The 21090-nt window shown below is 50.4% G+C and carries 21 protein-coding genes; 17 read left to right on the top strand and 4 right to left on the bottom strand.

The annotated features are described in order from the left end of the window. The first annotated feature begins 1 nt into the window (after position 1). From ACGHAD_RS15825 to ACGHAD_RS15815, 3 genes are all read left to right on the top strand, one after another. A complete protein-coding gene (locus ACGHAD_RS15825; protein WP_339618020.1) occupies positions 2–463 on the top strand; it encodes a hypothetical protein in 462 nt (153 codons plus the stop codon). 161 nt (positions 464–624) lie between these two features. Further along, positions 625–2448 carry a translational GTPase TypA gene (gene typA, locus ACGHAD_RS15820; protein WP_339618021.1) on the top strand — a complete coding sequence of 608 codons (1824 nt, stop codon included), beginning with the start codon at positions 625–627 and terminating at the stop codon, positions 2446–2448. A 242-nt stretch (positions 2449–2690) separates the two neighbouring features. Further along, a complete protein-coding gene (locus ACGHAD_RS15815) occupies positions 2691–4034 on the top strand; it encodes a glycoside hydrolase family 2 TIM barrel-domain containing protein (RefSeq protein ID WP_382414866.1) in 1344 nt (447 codons plus the stop codon). 26 nt (positions 4035–4060) lie between these two features. Here ACGHAD_RS15815 and ACGHAD_RS15810 read toward each other — a convergent pair whose 3' ends face one another. The 3 genes from ACGHAD_RS15810 to ACGHAD_RS15800 are packed head-to-tail and all read right to left on the bottom strand — an operon-like array spanning position 4061 to position 5580. Beyond that, positions 4061–4246 carry a YrhK family protein gene (locus ACGHAD_RS15810; protein WP_339618023.1) on the bottom strand — a complete coding sequence of 62 codons (186 nt, stop codon included), beginning with the start codon at positions 4244–4246 and terminating at the stop codon, positions 4061–4063. 21 nt (positions 4247–4267) lie between these two features. After that, positions 4268–4723 carry a carboxymuconolactone decarboxylase family protein gene (locus tag ACGHAD_RS15805; protein WP_339618024.1) on the bottom strand — a complete coding sequence of 152 codons (456 nt, stop codon included), beginning with the start codon at positions 4721–4723 and terminating at the stop codon, positions 4268–4270. Positions 4724–4776: 53 nt separating this feature from the next. Further along, positions 4777–5580, bottom strand: coding sequence for a helix-turn-helix domain-containing protein (locus ACGHAD_RS15800; protein WP_382414868.1), 804 nt, complete (start codon positions 5578–5580; stop codon positions 4777–4779). A gap of 270 nt (positions 5581–5850) precedes the next feature. Between ACGHAD_RS15800 and ACGHAD_RS15795 the strand changes: the two genes are divergently transcribed. The 13 genes from ACGHAD_RS15795 to ACGHAD_RS15735 all read left to right on the top strand — a co-directional run bounded on the left by ACGHAD_RS15795 (position 5851) and on the right by ACGHAD_RS15735 (position 17401). Continuing rightward, complete coding sequence (locus tag ACGHAD_RS15795) at positions 5851–7998, top strand: BCCT family transporter (RefSeq protein WP_339618026.1); 2148 nt, start codon at positions 5851–5853, stop codon at positions 7996–7998. Between the two features lie 29 nt (positions 7999–8027). Next, positions 8028–9308: a hypothetical protein gene (locus ACGHAD_RS15790; protein WP_382414870.1), complete on the top strand. Its 1281-nt coding sequence runs from the start codon at positions 8028–8030 to the stop codon at positions 9306–9308. A gap of 20 nt (positions 9309–9328) precedes the next feature. After that, on the top strand, positions 9329–10414 hold the full coding sequence (locus ACGHAD_RS15785; RefSeq protein WP_382414872.1) for an ABC transporter substrate-binding protein: 1086 nt from the start codon (positions 9329–9331) through the stop codon (positions 10412–10414). Between the two features lie 441 nt (positions 10415–10855). After that, positions 10856–11257: a rod shape-determining protein MreB gene (locus ACGHAD_RS15780; protein WP_382414874.1), complete on the top strand. Its 402-nt coding sequence runs from the start codon at positions 10856–10858 to the stop codon at positions 11255–11257. A gap of 203 nt (positions 11258–11460) precedes the next feature. Next, entirely contained in the window at positions 11461–12054 is a 594-nt protein-coding gene (locus ACGHAD_RS15775) for a hypothetical protein (protein ID WP_382414876.1), read from the top strand. Between the two features lie 578 nt (positions 12055–12632). Beyond that, the gene (locus tag ACGHAD_RS15770) at positions 12633–12941 is read left to right on the top strand and encodes an ExbD/TolR family protein (RefSeq protein WP_382414911.1); all 309 of its coding nucleotides are present in this window, start codon (positions 12633–12635) and stop codon (positions 12939–12941) included. A 121-nt stretch (positions 12942–13062) separates the two neighbouring features. After that, complete coding sequence (locus tag ACGHAD_RS15765) at positions 13063–13341, top strand: type II toxin-antitoxin system RelE/ParE family toxin (protein WP_382414878.1); 279 nt, start codon at positions 13063–13065, stop codon at positions 13339–13341. Continuing rightward, positions 13341–13634, top strand: coding sequence for a HigA family addiction module antitoxin (locus ACGHAD_RS15760; protein ID WP_339617325.1), 294 nt, complete (start codon positions 13341–13343; stop codon positions 13632–13634). The genes ACGHAD_RS15765 and ACGHAD_RS15760 overlap by 1 nt, the downstream gene beginning before the upstream one ends. Before the next feature lie 78 nt (positions 13635–13712). Further along, entirely contained in the window at positions 13713–13991 is a 279-nt protein-coding gene (locus ACGHAD_RS15755; RefSeq protein WP_382414880.1) for a hypothetical protein, read from the top strand. 85 nt (positions 13992–14076) lie between these two features. Beyond that, positions 14077–14472: a DUF2007 domain-containing protein gene (locus tag ACGHAD_RS15750; protein ID WP_382414882.1), complete on the top strand. Its 396-nt coding sequence runs from the start codon at positions 14077–14079 to the stop codon at positions 14470–14472. Positions 14473–14550: 78 nt separating this feature from the next. Beyond that, positions 14551–14970 carry a hypothetical protein gene (locus ACGHAD_RS15745; RefSeq protein ID WP_382414884.1) on the top strand — a complete coding sequence of 140 codons (420 nt, stop codon included), beginning with the start codon at positions 14551–14553 and terminating at the stop codon, positions 14968–14970. Between the two features lie 718 nt (positions 14971–15688). Then, a complete protein-coding gene (ltrA, locus tag ACGHAD_RS15740; protein WP_382414886.1) occupies positions 15689–16912 on the top strand; it encodes a group II intron reverse transcriptase/maturase in 1224 nt (407 codons plus the stop codon). 144 nt (positions 16913–17056) lie between these two features. Further along, positions 17057–17401, top strand: a complete 345-nt coding sequence (locus ACGHAD_RS15735; RefSeq protein ID WP_382414888.1) for a hypothetical protein — start codon at positions 17057–17059, stop codon at positions 17399–17401. Between the two features lie 498 nt (positions 17402–17899). On the opposite strand, the gene ACGHAD_RS15730 is transcribed toward ACGHAD_RS15735, so the two are convergent. Further along, the gene (locus tag ACGHAD_RS15730; protein WP_382417069.1) at positions 17900–19126 is read right to left on the bottom strand and encodes an ISL3 family transposase; all 1227 of its coding nucleotides are present in this window, start codon (positions 19124–19126) and stop codon (positions 17900–17902) included. 355 nt (positions 19127–19481) lie between these two features. Here ACGHAD_RS15730 and ACGHAD_RS15725 point away from each other — a divergent pair, with 355 nt between their 5' ends. Beyond that, a complete protein-coding gene (locus ACGHAD_RS15725) occupies positions 19482–21038 on the top strand; it encodes a transposase (protein WP_390402934.1) in 1557 nt (518 codons plus the stop codon). The last annotated feature ends 52 nt before the right edge of the window (positions 21039–21090 follow it).

The following is a 21090-nucleotide window of genomic DNA, read 5'->3' as shown; positions in this document are numbered from 1 at the left end:
TGTGCCCAGCAAAACGCCGCTGCGGCAATTGCTGATACTGGCGCTAATGGCGCTGGGGATTGTGGCGCTATCGGTTATCTCGACGCTGCATGTTTTGGATGTCCCCGTGGGCGACTTTGCTGGCAAAATGGGCCGTACGTTGGGGCTGCGTTACCATCATGCAACGATGACTGATGCTCAGCTAAATTGTGAAAAAAAGCTTAAAACCAGCTTTAAAAATCGTATTAGCGTGATGCATATGGACAGCTACAGCAGTCGGTTGTCGGCCGATGGCGAGCTGTACAAGATTTTTTTAGAGGCGGATGTCTACCCCGATAGCACTCGCCAAGGTAAATCGCGCGAGCTGTTTGTCACCTGTTTTGTGCTCGCCTCCAGTGGCCATATCGAGCGTTTTCAGTATGCCGGCGATGGCGAGCCGGTGCGCGGCGTGGAAGGCGAAGGCACCAATGCCTTCGGTTTATAGCGCTAACGTGCGTTTTATCGGGCTAAATAGCCACTGTTTGTCTGATTTCTGATCTTTTTGATTCCTGCCGGCGCACTAGATAGGTATAATGCGCGCCTTTTCAGCGCTATCGCCCTTGCTAAGGGGACGCTGCCATTTCCTCCGCACCCGAGAGCATTACAGTGACCAGCCAATCTAAAATCGCAAATTTGCGAAATATCGCCATTATCGCCCACGTTGACCACGGTAAAACTACCCTGGTAGACAAGCTGCTGTCTCAGTCTGGCACGCTTGATCGTCGCGACGAAGGCGCCGAGCGCATCATGGACTCCAATGATCAGGAGCGCGAGCGCGGCATTACCATCTTGGCCAAAAACACCGCGATCCGCTGGAACGATTACCGCATTAACATCGTAGATACCCCTGGGCACGCCGATTTTGGCGGCGAGGTAGAGCGGGTATTATCGATGGTTGACTCAGTATTACTGTTGGTCGACGCCGTTGACGGCCCCATGCCGCAAACGCGCTTTGTGACCAGTAAAGCCTTTGAAAAAGGCCTAAACCCCATTGTGGTGGTTAACAAAGTCGATCGCCCCGGTGCTCGTCCTGACTGGGCCGTCGATCAAGTGTTTGATCTGTTTGACCGCTTAGGTGCCACCGACGAGCAGCTCGACTTTCCGATTATCTACGCCTCGGCCCTAAACGGCGTGGCCGGCCCAGAGCCAGACGATCTGGCCGATGACATGACGCCGCTGTTTGAGATGATTACCCAGCACGTAAAAGCCCCCGATGTCGATATCGACGGCGATTTCCAGATGCAGATCTCGGCGCTGGATTACAACAGCTACACCGGCGTTATTGGTATTGGCCGCATTTCGCGCGGTAGCTTGTCGCCCAACCAGCAAGTGGTTGTGGCCAAGCGCGAAGGTGGCAATAAAAAAGCCAAAGTATTGCAAGTGATGGGTTACCACGGCCTTGAGCGGGTCGAGACCGATCGCGCCACTGCGGGCGATATCGTCTGTATTACCGGTATCGATGGTTTGGATATCTCCGATACGCTGTGCAGCCCCGACAACGTCGATCCTCTGGTGCCATTAACGGTCGATGAGCCCACCGTTAGCATGACCTTTCAGGTAAACGATTCGCCGTTTGCCGGTAAAGAAGGCAAGTTTGTCACCAGCCGCAATATTCGTGAGCGCCTCGATCAAGAACTGATCCACAACGTGGCGCTGCGAGTGGTGCAGGGTGATAGCCCGGATAAATTTGTGGTATCGGGCCGCGGTGAGCTGCACTTGTCGGTGTTGATTGAAAACATGCGCCGCGAAGGTTTCGAGCTGGGTGTGTCGCGCCCTGAAGTTATTCAGCGCGAAGTGGATGGCGAAATTCACGAGCCCTATGAGCACGTTGTCATTGACGTAGAAGATCAGCACCAAGGCTCGGTTATGGAAGAGCTGGGCTTGCGCCGCGCCGAAATGACCAACATGGAGCCAGACGGCAAAGGTCGCGTTAAGCTGGAGTTTATGATTCCGTCGCGTGGCCTGATTGGTTTTCGCGGTCAGTTCCTGACGCTGACCTCCGGCTCGGGCATCATGACCAGTATTTTTGATCACTATGGCCCGGTAAAAGGCGGTGAGATCATCAGCCGTCACAACGGGGTGCTGGTTTCCATGGTTAAAGGTAAAACCTTGGCCTACGCGTTGTTTACTTTGCAAGATCGCGGTCGCTTGTTTTTGGGCCATGGCGCCGAGGTGTACGAAGGCCAGATTATTGGTATTCACTCGCGGGATAACGACTTGAGCGTTAACCCGACCAAGGCCAAGCAGCTTAACAATATCCGCGCCGCCGGCACCGACGAGGCGCTGACCCTGTCGCCGCCGATTCGCCACACGCTAGAGCAAGCGCTGGAGTTTATCGAAGACGACGAGCTGGTCGAAGTGACCCCCGAATCAATCCGGGTGCGCAAAAAACTGCTGACTGAAAACGAGCGCAAGCGCGCTAAAAAGTAAGTACGACTTTGCGCATTGGTGATGCACCAGGCGTCACTCCAAAAGCCCTGCCCTGTGCAGGGCTTTTTTGTGGGCAGTATTTATAATGCAAAAAGTAAGGGTTGGGCGATAGGCGCTTGCGCGTAGCGGCCGGTATTGAGCAGAGATGGTTGATTCTGAGTCCCACTTTTGTGGCTGCGCCTTAGTGGGCCGCAAACGGCGCCAGAGTTTGCTCTGATGGGAGAAAACCATGAGGCTCGCTTATGTTTAAAAATACTCTTCTCGGGGCGTCTTTATTAGTGGCGCTGGCCTGCGCCCCGGCATCGTTTGCTGTATCGGCGGCCAGTGCGGTCGCGCCCCCAAAGCATGTGGAGATTGTTAAACGCGACGGCGTCTACCAATTGTTAGTTGATGGTGCGCCATACGATGTAAAAGGTGTTGGTTTGGGGGGTAATGCCCAAGGCAGCTTGAGCCTTTTAACCGCAGCAGGCGGTAACAGTATCCGCACTTGGAGCGCCAACAACGCTGAGGCAGTATTGCAAGACGCGGCCGACAATGGCGTGATGGTGGCGCTGGGGTTTAATACCGATAAAGAACTGCACGGCTTTGATTACAACGACGAGGCGGCGGTTCAGGCGCAGTTTGAGCGTTTAAAAAAGACGGTACAAGCCTATAAACATCACCCCAACCTGTTGGCGTGGGTGGTGGCTAACGAGCCCAACCTGCTGTTTAACGATGACGGCTCGCTCAAAGACGTTAACCCCAAGGTGTATCAGGCCATTGCTGAGATGATCGACTACATCCATCGCGAAGACCCGAACCATCCGGTGACCTACGCCTTTGCCGGCGCGCCCGAGCGGCATATTAAAACCGCCATGCGTTACACGCCCAATGTCGATTTTATCTCGCTGCAACTGTACGGCGATGTGGCTAATTTGCCCGAGATAATTGCCGGCCTTAATATCGACAAACCCTTTATGGTGACCGAATATGGCGCCATTGGTCACTGGGAGCGCCCCACCACCGAGTGGGGCCGCGAGCTTGAAGAGCCCAGCGGAGTTAAAGCCGCGACCTTCTCTGAGCGTTTGCATCAGGCGTTTGATAATAATCCGACAGGTAAAGTGATTGGCTCGTTTGCTTTTTTGTGGGGGCAGAAACAAGAGCGCACACCCACTTGGTACGGCATGATCAACGCCGACGGCAAGCCTAACGCTCGGGTCGATGAGCTGACCCGCTACTGGACAGGGCAATACCCCAGCAACCGCGCGCCGCGAGCTACTGAAATAACGCTTAACGCTCAGCAGGCCGCCGATAGCGTTTACGTAAAACCCGGCCAGCCACTGACGGTAAAGGTGGCGGTTAGCGACGAAGATCCACTGCGTTACGAGTGGCAGCTGTTAAAAGAGGTAGACGTGCGCAGCCAAGGCGGCGCCTATGAGAAAAAGCCCGATGCGGTCGCCATCGCCACTATAAAAGAGCAAGACGGTGAGCTGAGCTTTACCGCGCCAACCGCAGAGGGTGATTACCGTATTTACGCCTACATCTATGACGGCAAGGGCAAAGTAGGTAACGCGAATTTCCCGTTCTATGTAAAGCCGCAACAGTAGAGGTGCGGCTTGGTTTGGTTAGCGCATTACTTATCACGGGTGAAATTGGCGTGTAATGCGCCGATCAGCATTAACAGTGAGCCTAATGCAAACAGCCAGACGCCGGTTGTGGCGTAAGGGGCAAATCGTGGCAAAAATAAAAGGCTGCCCAGTAAAAATGCCACACTGGATACAACATTAGTCCAGCAAATGGCTTTGCTAAATACGGTCATAGTCGCGCTCCTTCGCGGTTTCTAATCGGCGATCGCAGGTTGAAACTGCAGGCTAACCGAGATTCGGTTCCAACTATTAATTTCTAAAATTACCGTTGTTAGTTCAATCAAACCGGCTTCGCCAAAGTGTGTCACGGCATTTTGGTAAGTTGCGTCGTTCACCGCTTGCTGGCTTATCAAGGTGGTGGCCTCGGCCCACGCCAACGCGGCGCGCTCTGGAGGTGTAAAGCAGGCGAGCTCTCGCCAGGCCGGCAATACGTCTAATCGCTCTTGTCGCTCGCCGTCTTTACGTGCCTCAGCTGAGTGCATGTGCTGACAAAATCCGCAGCCATTAATTTGCGATACGCGCAGCTTTACCAGATGAATAATGCCAGATGTAATTTGAGCGTTTGTATCCGTCTTGCCTAAGGCCAATAAGTGCTCGGCCAATCGCGGGCAATATTGGTAAACGGCTTGCTGAGAAATACGTTCGTGCATGGCGCAGACCTCTTGAATAAACGTTGAGGTGCCAGCGTAGCCGCCGATAAAGTCTATGCCTTGTAAATTTGCGACAACTTGCGCGCTCGGTACTCGGCGGGGGTTTCGAAAGTGCTTTTTTGAAACGCGTGAGAAAAATGTGGCTGGTCATAGTAGCCGCACTCCAGCGCGATATCAGCCAGTGGCATTGTGCTGGCGGCCAGTAAGCGCCGCGCTTGATGGGTGCGACAGTAGCCTATGTATTGACCGGGCGAAATCCCGATTTGGCGTTTAAACGTTCGCTCTAGTGTGCGCCGATTGACGCCTAAGTGCTCCTCTAGCTGGCCGGGTGGTAGCGGGTGCATTTTAATGGCGTGAACGAGCTTCCATGTGTGTGCCTGGCGGCTTGCACATTTTGTTAGTCGCTGTAATAACCACTGTTCCAATACGCTAATTTTAGCCACTAAGTCCAGATTGTATAGCCGCGTTGCTATGACCGCGAGTGAGCTGTGCCATTGCGGCGTGTAGTCGCGGCCTAAACAAAGCTGTTTGTCAGAAAGTTCTTGCGGCTCGAGCCCGAGCAAAAAATAGGCCCCGGTAGGTGTGAAGCGAATACTCACGCAGGCGTCAGTCGCCCTGACCAAGCGCATGCTTGTGCAGGTGTTTTGCTCGAAGGTAATAACGGGCTCGTGGGTCGATAAGCCAATGGTCAGGCTGGCGCCGCCGTCGGGATAAAACTTTTCGATATTTTGATGGCGGTTTGGCGTCTGCGTACCGATTGACCAAAGACACTGAACCCAAGGCGCGAGCCGCGGGTGTGGGGCAAACCTCTGAAAATTCAGAGGCGAAAAATTCTCAGTGGGAATGACCTCAGCCATGGTGGTAGAGACTCAAAATGGACAGCGCAAAAGGCAGTATATGTCCCTTAGGGTTAGTTTATCCAGTGCGTGAAGCCGCGCTCTGTTAGCGACGCGCGAGCCCGCCGGCGGTGTTATCGCTGTGCGGTGGGTCTTGGTGGTACTGGCAAAAATGCTCCCGTCTGACCGGCTTGGGTGCTCTGTGGCGCCCGGCCTCAAGGGTGCAACCTAAGCGGCAGCCTGCTAGGCTATAGGCTGTTAGTTGATGAAGCACACACTCTGGAAGGATCTATGACTGTAAAAGACGCTACCAAAGGTGCCGGCTCGACGGTGCTGATTCCGGTATTTATCCCCGCCGTCGTGGTGATGGTTTTGTTGGTGGTGGGTACCATTAGCAATCCAGACCTCGCGGGCAAAGTGTTTAGCACGACGTTGGCGTACATCACCAATACCTTTGGCTGGTTTTATATGCTGTCGGTTGCCTTCTTTTTGGTCTTTATTGTCGGCTTGGCAATGACGCGCTGGGGTAATATTAAGCTCGGCCCCGATCACGCCGACCCGCAATACAGTTTTCCAGAGTGGTTTGCCATGCTGTTCTCGGCCGGCTACGGCATTGCACTGCTGTTTTTTGGTGTGGCCGAGCCGGTGCTGCACTTTTCATCGCCACCGCAAGGCGCGCCCGAGACAGTCGATGCCGCCAAGCAGGCCATGCAAATTGCGTTTTTCCACTGGGGCTTTCACATTTGGGCGATCTATGGCCTGGTGGGCTTGGTGTTGGCCTACTTTGCTTTTCGCCACGGGCTGCCGCTATCGATTCGCTCGGCACTGTACCCATTAATTGGCGATAAAATATACGGCCCCATTGGTCACGCCGTGGACGTGTTTGCCATTTTGGGCACCATGTTTGGTATTGCCACCACGCTCGGGTTGTCGGTTGCGCAAATTAACGCCGGTATTCATTACCTGTGGCCGAGTATCCCCGTTAGCACCACGGTGCAGATTATTTGTATTGCGGTAATTACCGGGTTGGCGATTTTCTCGGTGGTTGCGGGTATGGATAAGGGCGTTAAGCGCCTCTCAATTTTAAACATGTTCTTAGCCGTCACTTTGATGATTTTTGTGTTTATTGTCGGGCCCTCCATTCACATCTTAGAAACCTTTTTGCAAAACACCGGTAGTTACCTAAATAATATCGTCGAGCGAACCTTTAACTTAGAGGCTTACTCTCACAGCGATTGGATTGGTAACTGGACGCTGTTTATTTTTGGTTGGACCATTGCCTGGGCGCCATTTGTCGGGCTGTTTATCGCCAAAATTAGCCGTGGCCGTACCATCCGACAGTTTGTGGTGGGGGTGATGCTGGTGCCGTCGATATTCACCTTTATGTGGTTCTCGGTGTTTGGCGATACCGCCCTTAACCAAATTATGGAAGAGGGTTACACCGCGCTTATTGGCGAGGTGCAAAACAATCAGGCAATCGCCTTGTTTAAACTGTACGAGGTGTTGCCACTAACCTCGATTGTATCGTTTGTCACCGTCATACTGATTATTACCTTTTTTGTGACCTCGTCGGATTCCGGCTCGCTTGTTATTGACTCGCTGGCCTCGGGCGGCGCGCTGCACACACCGGTATGGCAGCGTGTGTTTTGGGCATCGGCTGAAGGTGTTGTGGCCTCATCGCTGTTGTTGGCGGGTGGCTTGAGTGCACTGCAAACGATGACCATCGTCAGTGCACTGCCGTTCTCGATTATTATGATTATTGCCGCGTTGGGTATGTGGCGTGCGTTAACCATTGAGGGGCACCATCAGCGCAGTTTAAAAACCGATGTGCAGCAGCGGTTTTCCGGTACCGGGGGGCGCGGTTTATGGCGCCGTCGTTTACACGGCTTGGTCACTTTCCCCGATCGGGAGCGAGTGCTGGAGTTTTTGGCAACAACGGTTAGCAAGGCCATGCACCGAGTTGAGCGTGAGTTGATAAAAGAAAACTGGAACGCCGAAGTTCATACCGATGAAGAGTATCAGCGCATTTATCTCGAGGTTATAAAAGACGAGCAAGTCGACTTTGTGTATGAAATTCGCTTGCTAGAGCACGACTTGCCAGACTATGCGGCCAAAGAAATGCCAGATTCCATTGGCGACCCGCAAGTGTACTATCGCGCCGAGGTATTCCTGCGCCGGGGCGGTCAGTCGTACGATATTTACGGCTTTGATCAGCAGGATATTATTACCGATATTCTCGATCAGTTTGAAAAGCACCTACACTTTTTGCATGTCTCACCGGCGATCTTGCCTTGGCGCATGGAAGAGCACGACGATATGTTGGCCTCGCCACCGGAGCCGCCGGAGCGCGAGCCCGGCGTCGACCGCCCAGAAGGTCAAGCGCAGTCAGCGCCGCCAGTGCGAGAAAATATACAGCCGTCGGATAAACGTGACGATTAGGTGTTTACGAACAACAAGGAGTGATGCTCGTGAGGTTAACGAAAAGCACGCTTTGGTTGGCAGTGATCGTTGCGCTGAGCCCCGCAGCTACATGGGGGGCTGCGGATGATGCCGATACCCAAAGCGAGATAGAGCTTCTTAAGCGCGAAATTCAGGCGTTAAAGGCGAGACTCGAGCAAGTTGAGGCGCGATCGCAGGTGCCGGTACAAAACTTAGAAGTCGCAGTGTCTGGCTCCGAGCGCAGCGCAGTCGCCGCCGATGAGCCCGATCCCTCGGGCGTAGATATTGGCGGGGCGCTGCGCTTTAACCTCGTCCATCGCGACTATGTCGAGTCGTCTGAGGGGCGGCTCGGTGAAGGTGGCTTGGATGTGTTTCGGCTCAATGTGGATGGTCAACTGGATAACATCTTGGTATCTGCCGAGTACCGTTTTTACTCTTACATGAGTGTGCTGCATCACGGCTGGATCGGTTACGAGTTTGACGATCAAAGCCAATTACAATTTGGCGTCAGCCAGGTTCCTTTTGGTTTATTGCCTTACGCCGCGCATAACTCTTGGTTTGGTGTGCCTTACTATGTTGGGCTGGGTGATGACTACGACATGGGGGTAAAGTACCAGCGCACCGATGGCCCCTGGAGTACACAGCTCGCGTTTTATAAAAACGAAGAGCTCAATGATGCCACTAATACCGAGCGCTATTCATTTGATGTCATTCGTGACGGCGAGCAGCAAAACGAAGAGACCAACCAGTTTAATGCCCGCGCGGCCTATACCTTTGGCTTGGGCAGTGGTTGCGAAACCGCCGTCGGCAGCTCGCTAGAGGCGGGCGAACTTTACAACGCTACAACCGATAGCCGCGGTGATCACTGGGCCGTCGCAGCTCACGTCGATAGCCGCTGTGGCCGCTGGAATTTTCAGGCGCAAGCGACGAGCTACCAGTATGATCCAGAAAACCCCGAGGGGGTAGACGATTCGGTTATCACGGTAGGTGCGTTTGCCGGCAGTTACGATATCGCGGCCGATGCTGATATTGCCGTCGCCAACGTCGCCTACAATGTGCCATCACCGTGGCAAGCCATCGATAGTATCACCTGCTACAACGACTACTCGCACATGTTTAAACGCGAGGCCGGCTCGCTCGACTCGATTATCAATACAACCGGTTGCGCCATTGGTAGCGGCCCGTTGTTTACCTATATCGATTATATTTTGGCAAATAATATGGCTTATTTTGACAACGGTTCTATGGCCGGCGGTGGTGAAGATAAATGGCTCGGTCGCTTTAACGTCAACGTAGGTTTTTACTGGTAATGGGAATTTGGTGCAGGGCTATGTGGTACAAGTTGATAGTAAGTGTTTTGCTAACCGTTGGCGCCGTTGCGCCCGCCACGGCGCAGCAAGAGCTGAACGTTGTATCGTGGGATGGCGCTTACGTCAAAAGCCAAATTCTTGGGTTTATTCGCCCCTATGAGGCGCAGTCCAATACCCGCGTTAACGTCATCCAATACAGTGGCGGGATCGATAATATTCGCAAGCAAGTGCGCGCCTGGAATGTGCAATGGGATATTGTCGATTTAGAATTGTTTGATGCAATTCGCGCCTGTAACGAGGGCCTGCTCGAACCGCTCGATCCCAAAACCTTGTCGCCCGCTCCCGATGGCACCAGCGCGCAGGATGATTTTATCGCCGGCAGCTTAACGCCGTGCGGTGTGGGCAACGTGGTGGGCTCGACTGTGGTGAGCTTTAACCGCACTCAATTTAAAACACCCCCGAGCACTTTTGACGATTTTTTTAACCTAAAAAAATACCCTGGTAAGCGCGGTTTGCGCCGCTCGCCCAAAGTCAACTTAGAGTGGGCGTTAGTGGCTGATGGTGTCGCACCGGAAAACGTATACGAGGTGTTATCCACCGAGGCCGGGCTCGATCGCGCGTTTGCAATGCTCGATAAAATAAAACCCCATATTCAGTGGTGGCAAACGGGCGAAGAGGCCATTCGTATGCTGGAAACCAACCGCGTTGTTATGTCGTCGGTTTACAGTGGCCGAGTCGACGACGCCGTACAGCGCGGCGAGCCTTTGGATATTATCTGGGATCACCAAGTGTGGTTTTTTGATGTTTGGGCCATCCCCAAAAACGGCCGCAATACCAAGCGGGCAAAAGAGTTTTTGCGCTTTGCCAGCAGTACCGAAAGCTTAGCCGCACAGGCCCGTTATATCCCCTACGGCCCGGTAAGAAAATCGTCTATGGCGCAACTAGCACCCGAGCTGCGCCAGCGGTTGCCCACCGCAAAAGAGCACCTAGCCACAGCGATTGAGTTAAACGCCAACTGGTGGTCAGAAAATCTCGCTCGCATTACTCCGCGTTTTGAGCAGTGGCTAAGCCGCCCGGTCATGGTGCCTAAAGCACTGCCGCGCTAAGCTTAGCGTTAGCGGCGGATTTTGGTGCTCGCGTATCCAGTGTTTATACAGGTGTATTGCCAAGTGACCGAGATCGACGCACGCTTTGCTTTATAAGGCGGTTCGGATTGCCGTGTTCGTTATAAAGCAATCATTGTTAAATCAGTCACTTAGGCTGATCGGGCAGAGAGATAACCGGCCAACTCTAGCGGTATAACGCGCAAGCACACATTGCCGCTATTGTTTTTGGCTGATAATTGCCCGAAAGTGTAATAAAATCATGAGCTTGTGTGGGTTTCTTGAGAGAGCTCTAGGAATGATAACGCGCATGCACGATATACAAATGTTAGCAGTCAACTAAATATGAGCATTCTTAGATATATTCAATCGATGTTTTCAAATGACCTATATATACAGGTTTGGGAACACAGACTTAAGATTTCTATAATCGACACAACTAATGTGTACGATGAAGAACCGCTGATGGCTATCAAAAGCGATAAAAAAGGACAGCCAATTGTCGTAGAAATTGGTAGTAAAGTAAAAACATTGGGAGACCTCGAAAGAGACAAAGTTGTTAATCCATTTTCGCACCCTAGGCTTCTGGTGCACGATTTCGTTGTCGCAGAAAAAATTATCCAGCATGCCATCAGTCAGCTACATCAATCAAAATGGATTGCTCCTTCACCCAGAGTAATTTTTCAACCAATGGAAAAGCTAGAAGGAGGAGTTACCGGAATTGAAGAACGCTTGTATCGAGAGCTTTGTCTCGGCGCGGGTGCTAGAGAGGTCTTGTTGTATATTGGTGATCCTCTATCAATGTATAATCTAGACTTCGATGTGTTTAAGCGTGAACACAGCTAACAAGGGTAGCCAATTGACCTCCGTAAGCTGTCTTGTTTTTTGCAAAAAAACGCAAAAACACAATCCAACTCACTCCGGCAATTGCTACCGGCGTTAGGTGTCAAGAATCATCCGTGATTCAGTATAGATTCATAATTGAACCATTGTTGCACCATATATGGTTCTCTTGTATAGTGTCTCCATCATAGCCTAGGAGATACCGCATGAGTGACCTGAAAAGCCTAATCAGAAAGTCAAAAGCAACCAGGAAAGAGCTTGTCGCATCAACAGTTCGAATACCTAAAGAATTAGCACTGTTTATTGAAGGGCTGGCCGAGCAATTAGACCTTTCAAAACAAGAAGTTACCCTAAAGCTCATCGAGGCTGGGGTAGAGATAGCGGAGAGGGAACTCGAATCAGAAGATGTAGATAATAGTGCTTTTCATGTTCTAAATACGAACAGAAGGCATGATGACAGCGATCATGACTACATGTTAAACAACGGCATTGCTGCAGCATTTTATGATCCATGGAAATTCAATATCGACCGTATCAAGAAGGGAGATACCGTCTTTTTGTATGAAAATGGAGTTGGCATTGTTGCATATGGACTTGGCTCCGGAAACACGCTGAAGAAAGACAGGTATGACGACAAAGATGAGTGCCATTACCAAGAGCTATCTAACTTCAAAGTTTTGGAAAGACCTATTTCCGCAGCGAGAATCAAGAAAATTCTAAGCAGAAATGTAGTATTTCTGCGAACTATGTCAGGCATGCCAGATGGACAAAAGATACTTGATGAAATCGAGGGCAAGTAAAACACTTAACAAGGCCAAGCACTCGGACTGCCTACGCTGTCGCTTCGGCATCCGGTGTTGGCGGCGTTAAGGCAACACATGTGGTCAAACATTTTCCAAGAGCGACTCGCCAACTACGAAAAGTTGGTTCTGGCCGGCGCCCTAATATTGTCCGCAGTACTAATCTCTTACGGAGTGTGGGCATTGGTTTCTGGAATATGTCATGTCGGCGGGAGAGGTAATCCACCTATTGGCACGATAGTTACTTTCCACGGTCTAGAGGCAAGACTATTGAGTAATATTTATACCGGTGGTGGAATAGCAATATTTGAGCATGCTTTCTTATCAAAGCTGCATTACAGCATTAATGTGCGTCGATATGCGAAGCCGCTATTTACGGTAGGCATTCTTCTACTGGCACTTGGCATGTTTAGTTTGGTGGCTATATTATGTTTTCCGCTCATTCGAGGCTTTGTGCCTTAACAAAGCGTAGCACTACACCGCCAAAAAACGGCGGTGGGACGCTCGTAAACTCGCGCCCGTGTACGCGGCGTTAGAAATTCCAGGGGGCCATATCATTGAAGATAAAGATTTGGTTAGTGATACTTTCATTCATAGTATTGATAGCACTACTCTATTTTGACGTAGAATTTATAATCGGGGGTGAAGCGATAGCGACACCTAGTATTGTAATCGTAGTCAAGCCGTCGAACTATGAAGTAGATGGGCGCAAGGGGGGTGAACTGCTTCCACTTCTATCAGAAGCGTATATAAAAAGTGACTTTGAAAACCCTCCCAATATTATTGTTAGTGCCGATAGTAGCGTCCAGTACGAGCGCGTGGTGGAAACAATGGCTACACTAAAAAATAACGGGTATAAAAAAGTAGGGTTGGCCAATACAAATTGAAAATTCTAACAAGCACATCAAAAACCGCTCCACTTCGTTGCGCTGGACGTCGCTGACGCTCCGCCTTTTATGTGGGCGTTATGTGGCTTGACACTGTTGCGCAACGCGCTACAATAACTCCATGATCAAGTCATTCAAACACAAAGGATTAAGGCGCTTTTACGAGACAGGTAGCGCTCGGGGCATCCAGGCCAAGCATGAGAAGCGTCTTCGAATGCAACTGGCAGCACTGGATACCGCCAAGGAAATCAATGACTTAGATATTCCTGGCTACAAGCTTCACCCTCTTAAAGGTGATAGAAAGGGTGTCTGGGCAATTACCGTTAATGGGAACTGGAGGCTGACGTTTGAATTCTCCGACGGTAATGCCTATGTACTCAATTATGAGGATTACCACTGATGAAAATGTATAACCCCCCTCATCCTGGCGAGTTCATTCTGGCTACCTATATGGAGCCTTTTGGCCTTAGTTGCCGTTATTTGGCAGGACGGCTGGATGTATCGCCGTCTACGTTAAACCGTCTGCTTAAGCAGCAGAGCGGTATTAGCCCGGAGATGGCGCTTCGTCTTTCCAAGGCATTGGGCCGGACGCCTGAAAGCTGGCTGGCGATGCAAGACATGTATGATCTCTGGGTAGCAGGCAAAAGCGTTAAGCTCGACAAGGTGCAAAAAATTGAACTCGACGCCGCATAACCAAGCCATTAAATACGCTCCCTTCGGTCGCCGGACCTCGTTTCACTCGGCACTTTATGGCGGGCGTTAGGTGTACAAATGATCGTTGAAGATAAGTGGTTTGTTGGCGTTGTTTCGATACCACTATACGTTGCTACTTTTCTTACCCTGGCATTATTGACGAGCAACGTTATTGCATACATTGTTTTCGGGATACTGGTTTTGTATCTTTCTGGCATCATCTATCAAAATGTGGTGATAAAGAGGGTAAAAGAGGGGCTTAGTCAACCGGTAGCATCCATGCAGTGGTTGGCTGGTCAGCTAATTATAATCGGTGGGTGGTATGCTGCTATATCTTTGTCAGGTGTCAACACCTAACCATGCCATTAGATTTGCTCCCTTCGGTCGCCGGACCTCGTTTCACTCGGCCGTTTATGGCGGGCGTTACGTTTACTAGGGCCATATGCTCGTTACTATTTCCAGCTATAGCTTGCCGTATGAAGCGCATATTGCTAAGTCCCGTCTGGACTCCGAGGGGATACCTGTTTTCATAGCAGATGAGCATACAATCAATATGCAGTGGCTCTACTCTCATGCTCTTGGTGGGGTAAAACTCCAGGTTCCGAAGCTGTATGCGGAAACCGCGCTTAAAGTTCTTAATGAGAATCGCGAAGAAGCTTTGGTAGAGGATCAAGGAGTAGATCAAAAAGCGTGTCCGTTTTGCGGAAGCGAAAACACAGAGTTTTATCAACTTGGGCGTCGCTGGGCGTTTTTGGTTTTTATTGGCATACAATTTCCGCTTTTTCCTGTTCGGGATGGTATAAAGTGCAAAGAATGTGGGAAAGTCTCAAAAACGTAACAAAGCGTAGCACTACACCGCCAAAAAGCGGCGGTGGGACGCTCGTAAACTCGCGCCCGTGTACGCGGCGTTATGCATATGTATAGAGGCATAGAAGTCGAAGGGCTCGCATTCTTTGAGCTGCTAAACGAGAGCCAGGATTTCTGCGCCGAGCTTGGTCGCGTAGTGCTAGCTGCCGGGCGTTTGGAGAGCTTGATACTAGGTTTAGTCCAGGCTCCAGAGGGCGAAGCGCCGTTCCATAGGTCAACTCTGGGCCAGCTCATCGCATATGCAGAAAAGCACAAAGATTTGAAACCTCTTGTTCCGCATCTAAAAGAGGTAAAGAATCAGCGAAACTATCTCACTCACAGCATCTATGCGCTTCTGTCGGACCAGATAGAAGAGACTAGACTCGAGAGGCATGGGCTACTGGATTCTGACGTCAGCACATATACGGAGCGTGCCTGGGAGTTGAAAAACAATCTCAACGCTTTGGCAGACATTGTCGAGAGGGCGTAGGAGGAAATTGCATAACAATCGCAAGCAGCCGAGCAATTTTCCGCTAGCGCTACAAATTGCCCGCTGTTGCGGGCGTTAGTGCGACAAGAAAGCTTGTCAGAACTTGCAGGGTGAAAGTCCTTGTCGGGTAAGAGTTAGCCGCTCACCTGTATCGAGTCTTGCGTGTTGTGCGGAGTCTGGGGATCGTAAATACTTTCCTGCGCGAGGGCGCAACCGGATGAACAATAAAATTCAATGCGAAGCGTAGACAGAGAAATATATAGGCCATAGGGGCTACCGTGGCCCTGAAGTGTTGGTATCGCTCCGAAACTAGCGAATCCTAGGTGACGAGGTTTGTAACGCCATCGAAGTCCATGCAAAGCAATCGTTAGGGGAGTCTCCCCCAAGGCAAGATTGTGGCGACCTAGCGGAGTTATTAAACCGTGGCATGTATATAAAGTTTTGACAGGAACTTGTGAGATCCGAGAGCGCTCCTACAGGATGTGGGTAGGGCTGCTGAGTAAAAAGCGAGGCGAACAATGGCCTCTCGGAAGTCGGATCAGCTCATAGTAGTCTGCGGGCGGGAAAGCCGTCTACATGGCAAAGGGGCTGACAATAATATCGCGGCGTTTAACAGACACATAGGCCGGACAGAGTAGGGCTGGAATCACTATGACAACCGCATTAAACGCCATAGCATTTAAAGCACAAACCCATCCGAAGCATCGGTTTTCAGAACATGTTTGGAACATTGAAACCCGATGTGCTGTATCGTGCGTGGGCAACCCTCAATAAGCAATCAGCGGCGGGGATTGACGGTGTTACTGCACCGCAATACGAAGCTGCGCTATCCAACAATATTCATGCGCTAGCCGATAAGCTCAAAACCAATCGGTATCGAGCCAATGCGGTAAAGCGCGTGTATATCCCCAAAAGCAATGGAAAGCAGCGGCCATTGGGCCTGCCAACGCTGGAAGATAAAATCGTACAGCAAAGCGTTGCCGATATTCTGCAAAGTATTTGGGAGCAGGATTTTCTGTGCAGCAGCTATGGCTACCGCCCTCATAAAAGTGCCCATCAAGCCGTTCACAGCTTGCAAGTTAACCTGCAGTTCAAAGGCTATGGTTATATCGTCGAGGCCGACATAAAAGGCTTCTTCGATAACATGGACCATGCATGGCTAATGCGTATGCTAAGACAGCGCATTGATGACGAGCGACTTCTGACGCTCATTAATCAATGGCTGAAAGCGCGAATAAAAGAACCCGACGGCACGTACCATAAGCCGCTATCGGGTACGCCACAGGGCGGGGTCATCAGCCCCGTACTGGCGAATATTTATTTGCACTATGCGCTGGATATCTGGTTCGAGCATCGCGTCAAACCCCAGTTACAAGGGCGCGCGATGTTGATTCGGTATGCCGACGACTTTGTGGTGGCCTTTCAGTATCGTAATGAAGCCGAGCACTTTTATGCAAAGCTGCGTTCGAGGTTGAAGAAGTTCAAGCTAGACGTTGCAGAAGACAAGACATCGATAAAGCGCTTTAGTCGCTTTCATCCCAGTCAGGTGCGCCATTTTGAATTCTTGGGTTTTCAGTTCTACTGGGACATCGACTTCAAAGGCGAGCCAAGGCTGAGGCGAAAGACGGCGCCCAAGAAACATCGGGCGGCGCTGAAAGACTTCGCGGATTGGATTAAAGCGAATCGCCACAGGCGCTTAGAGCGTTTAATTCCGATGTTAAACCGTAAGGTAGTAGGCTTTTGCAACTACTTTGGGTTGTCAGGTAATAGTTTGAGCGTGGGACGGATATTTGACCGTATATTGGATAGCTTGTATAAATGGCTGAATCGTCGCAGTCAGCGCCGAAGTTTTACTTGGGCGGGGATAAAGGCGATGCTAAAGCACTTTGGTTTACGGTCAATGCGAGTGCGAAAGCCGAGCGTTATTGTAGATTGGTATTAAGGGTGTCTGTGCTTTACGCGGGCAATGATATTATTGAAGAGCCGGATGCGGTAATTCCGCACGTCCGGATCTGTGTGGGGGCGCCATCAGTAATGGGGCGTTCTACCATGATTACAGAAATTCATCATCTATCGAGAGGCTCAAATGGCCGAAAAAGAAATCAATTGGGATAAGCATTTTTCAAAGCTGACCTGGAACGATGTGTATGAGAACTCGCCGTTTTTTCATGGCCAGCGCCTTCCCACACTCTTCAGCCCTGACAGAACCCGTATCTACATTTCCTCTCTGGATCTTGAGTTTGCGACAGATAACGCACAGGAACTCGCAGACGCACTCGAAGATATAAAGTCGACATTCGATATGGCAAAGCGTTCGAATGGGTATTACAAAATGGCGATGGCCCAAAGTGATTTTTCAGCCGTGCAAGGTTTGCTGTCTGAGCTTGGCGCAGATGAGGCAAGCCACCGTTTGGTCGAGGATTCTGTATAACCAAGTGTTGTAGTACGTTCCGGGCCTCCGGCCCTACACCGGACGCCCATTTCGCTGCGCTACATGGGCGCCGCTAAACAACGGCGTTATGCACAGTCTTCAAATTACCAGAAGACTTATACTGGAAGGCTACAACTCAGTTAGTAGCCTTCCAGTAATCCGTCCTATTTTTTTGATGATTTGCTAGGTTTTAAAGCCGGATTATTTCCCGGTGTGCTTTTGTTGTCACGTCGGCGTTGATCGGGCTTTCCTGTTGATTTTGCTATCGGTTTTGGACCTGGTTTAAGGCTCATAATATAGATCTCTAAAAGTTAATTGAAAGTTGTGCGGCAAATAACTTCAGAATTCTTGCGCTAGAGTATCGTGAAACATACACTAGCCGCCTAAATCTCTCTGGTCGGAGGTTTTATAGCCCTCAAAGGCTGCTTGCCTTTGGGGGCTTTTCAATTTGGGCGTTAGAATTTCAAAATTAGACCACTGGTTAAGAGTGGGTCTTCCCTAATTCAGGTGGGCGGGAATTAAACACAGCCCTCCCAATTGAAACAGTATGGCCGTCTTAAACCGTTCCTTATTTCTGAATCCTCGCGCACGTACCTTCAACAGTTTTATTCTGCTATTGATACTTTCTGCTCCAGCATTGCTTTTTCTATGAACGATCGCGTTGATGATTCCCCAGAGATTCTTCTTAATGCTAGCCGCCACTGTTTTAATCGGAGTTAGCCTGGAGCGGGCCGCCCATCCGTACCAACGAGCCCAAGCTCTCTGAGCCCAACCTCGAGTAGAATAGTTCCATAACTGCATGGCGTATTGCCTAATTGCCCATGCTCGAGCGGTTTTCTTTGCCACTTTAGACAGTGAGTTGATAGTGTCCCAGTGATGGCTTTTTAACTTACCTTCGGAGCGCAACCAGTTAAAGCGGGATAGGTGCAAAGGCCTTCTTTGATCAGCTGGGGCGAACCGCATCTCTCCCTTTCTGACAGAATCGACGGCTTTGTTTAAATCCATCGCTACGTGGAATTTATCAAAGCAGATTTTTTGTTCCCAGCCATCCACATGTTCTTTGGTGGCCGAAAGGTAGGCCGGCGACATGTCCATGCTAACGGTTTGAATTGAGTCGAGTTCTCGCTCCGATAAGCTCGTATAGAAGGCCGCAAGGCTGCTCTTTGAGCGGTCATCCTGGACATCGACGACCTGGCCTGATTCATTGGAGACAATGGTTATGTATTTGTGGCCTTTCTTGCTACTAACTTCATCCACGGCTATATGCTGGTAGTCCACCGACTCACGGGCCGAAAGCCCCCGCGCCACGGCACGACGCATAATTCCATCAGTGGCGTTCCAGCTCAGCCCAAGGCGGCGGCTCACTGCGTTAATGCTGGCCTCTTTAAGCCACTGAATCGCCATTGCTTCGAACAGTAACGTAAAGCGTGAATTTCTTTCGGCCCACGGGACATTGACCTGCAAAACACCGTGCTCGGGGCATTTTGCTCTGGGTACAGCGCCATGAACAATGGTCTGAAACTGGCAAGTGTCTAGGTGCCGCCAACTCTTATCGCGGGTATCGTACCGGGGACATGCGCAACCGCACTCAGGGCATAGGGTCTCAGCATCCCGGTCGTGCTCGGTGTAGACATGGACCACCCCGTCCTTAGACAGCTCGACATGCTCAACTGCCCAAGGCTCTTGAAGCCCAAGAATGCTCTCGTAAAGTGATAGCTCGTCCATTAGTTGTCCAAGGATCAAATATGACAAATTCGAGCTTGGTATTTTAGATGGAGAGTGAGGAGATGGCTATGATTCCACCCGAATAGGGGAAGACCCTTAAGAGTACAGCTGTGTATGGTTTTAATCAAGCACAATATATTGTATTTTATCTGTGGATATGCTGTTAATAACGCATGTATATCACTATATGTAGTGTTTGCATAACAAGGCCATCAAAAATCGCTCCACTTCGTTCCGCTGGACCTCCTTACGCTGCGCTCCAGTCGGCCCTTTATGGCGGCGTTGAGACTGTAGAAAAACTCCAAAAAATAGGTGTTTTTTGTTAAAATTGGCCATCGCATAAGGGATCATTGCCATGCCAAACTTCAAAAAGTATAACTACAGCCAAGATGCCATGGTTGTGATTAATTTCGAAGAGCAAATTCAGCCAAATACGTTTGAATTTACGTTACACCACCTGATCGATCAACATATCGACCTCTCAGCTTTCCACGAACATTATAATAACGATGCCGGTGGTCGCTCGGCGTATGACCCCGCCATTCTTCTAAAGATTATTTTGTTCGCCTATGCCAAAGGCATTACGTCGAGCCGAGAGATTCAGTGGCAGTGCGAGCATAATATTATTTTCAAAGCCCTGTCCTGCGATTCAGTGCCTCACTTTACCGGCATTGCCAGCTTTGTCAGTCGCTACCCAGAGGCTATCGAGTCTGTGTTTGAGCAGGTTCTTTTGGTGTGTGATGAGCAAGGGCTTCTGGGCAATGAGTTGTTTGCCATTGATGGTTGTAAAATGTCTTCCAATGCCGCGAAGGAGCACTCCGGCACCTTGCCTGAGCTGGAGACCAAGCGTGACAAAATACAACGAAAAATTCGAGCGTGCCTGAAAGAGCATAAAAAGCTGGATGGCCGAAAGCCCGCCGAGCGAGAAAGAAAAAAGCAGCTGGAAAGCGCATCAGTGACGCTCGGACAGGAGTTTGAAAGGATCAACCAGTTTCTAAAGACGGCAACCCCACGGATGGGGCAGGGTAAAAAACCAAAAGAAGTCAAAAGCAATATCACCGATAATGAATCGGCTAAGATGACCACGAGTAAGGGCACTATCCAAGGCTATAACGGTGTCGCTGCAGTGGATAAGAAACATCAAATCATTATTGAAGCGCAAGCGTTTGGCGAAGGCCAGGAGCACCACACACTAGAGCCAATGCTCACCGGCATTAAACAACGCTACGTCCGCACCGGCATCAGCCCGGACATTCTCAAAGATCAAGCGATTATTACCGCCGACACCGGCTTCTCGAACGATGCGAACAATGAATACCTTCGCCGAGAAGGTGTTAATGCGTATATTCCCGACAATCAGTTCCGCTCACGAGACAAAATCTTCGCCCAACAGAAAGACAAATACGGCAAGCGCCACCGAGACACGGTAAAAGGCGTGAAGGCTGTAATTCCTGCTAGCGAATTTATCTTTAATAGAAAGAAGAAAACGTGTCGCTGTCCAGCCGGCAAAGAGATGTGGTTGAAAAATGAAGTCATTATCTCGGATGAAAAACGTAAATTGTTCTTTGAAGGAAAGCTGACTGACTGTCGCCACTGCGAACTCAAACACCAGTGTATGCGCAACCCAAGTTCGGCGGATACGCGAGAGGGGCACGGTCGGCAGGTTTCTATTACCTACACCAATGGTCGCACTGCGACCGACTGGATGAAGCGACGAGTGGACAGCCGATACGGAAAGGCGATATACGGCCATCGTATGTCTACCGTCGAGCCGGTTTTTGCGAACATGGGTACACAAAAGAGGCTTAACCGGTTCTCGTTGCGTGGCAAAACGAAAGTTCAGGGGCAATGGCGGTTATTCTGTTTAGTGCATAATATTGAGAAATTAGCGAATTACGGCGCGATTGCTTAACCACAGCCTTATCCACAACCACCTAGGCTGCACCGCGCAGAATAGGTGATTA

The sequence above is a fragment of the Gilvimarinus japonicus genome (assembly GCF_042847215.1).
GTDB lineage: Bacteria > Pseudomonadota > Gammaproteobacteria > Pseudomonadales > Cellvibrionaceae > Gilvimarinus > Gilvimarinus japonicus.
This window is presented reverse-complemented; position numbering and strand designations above follow the sequence as displayed.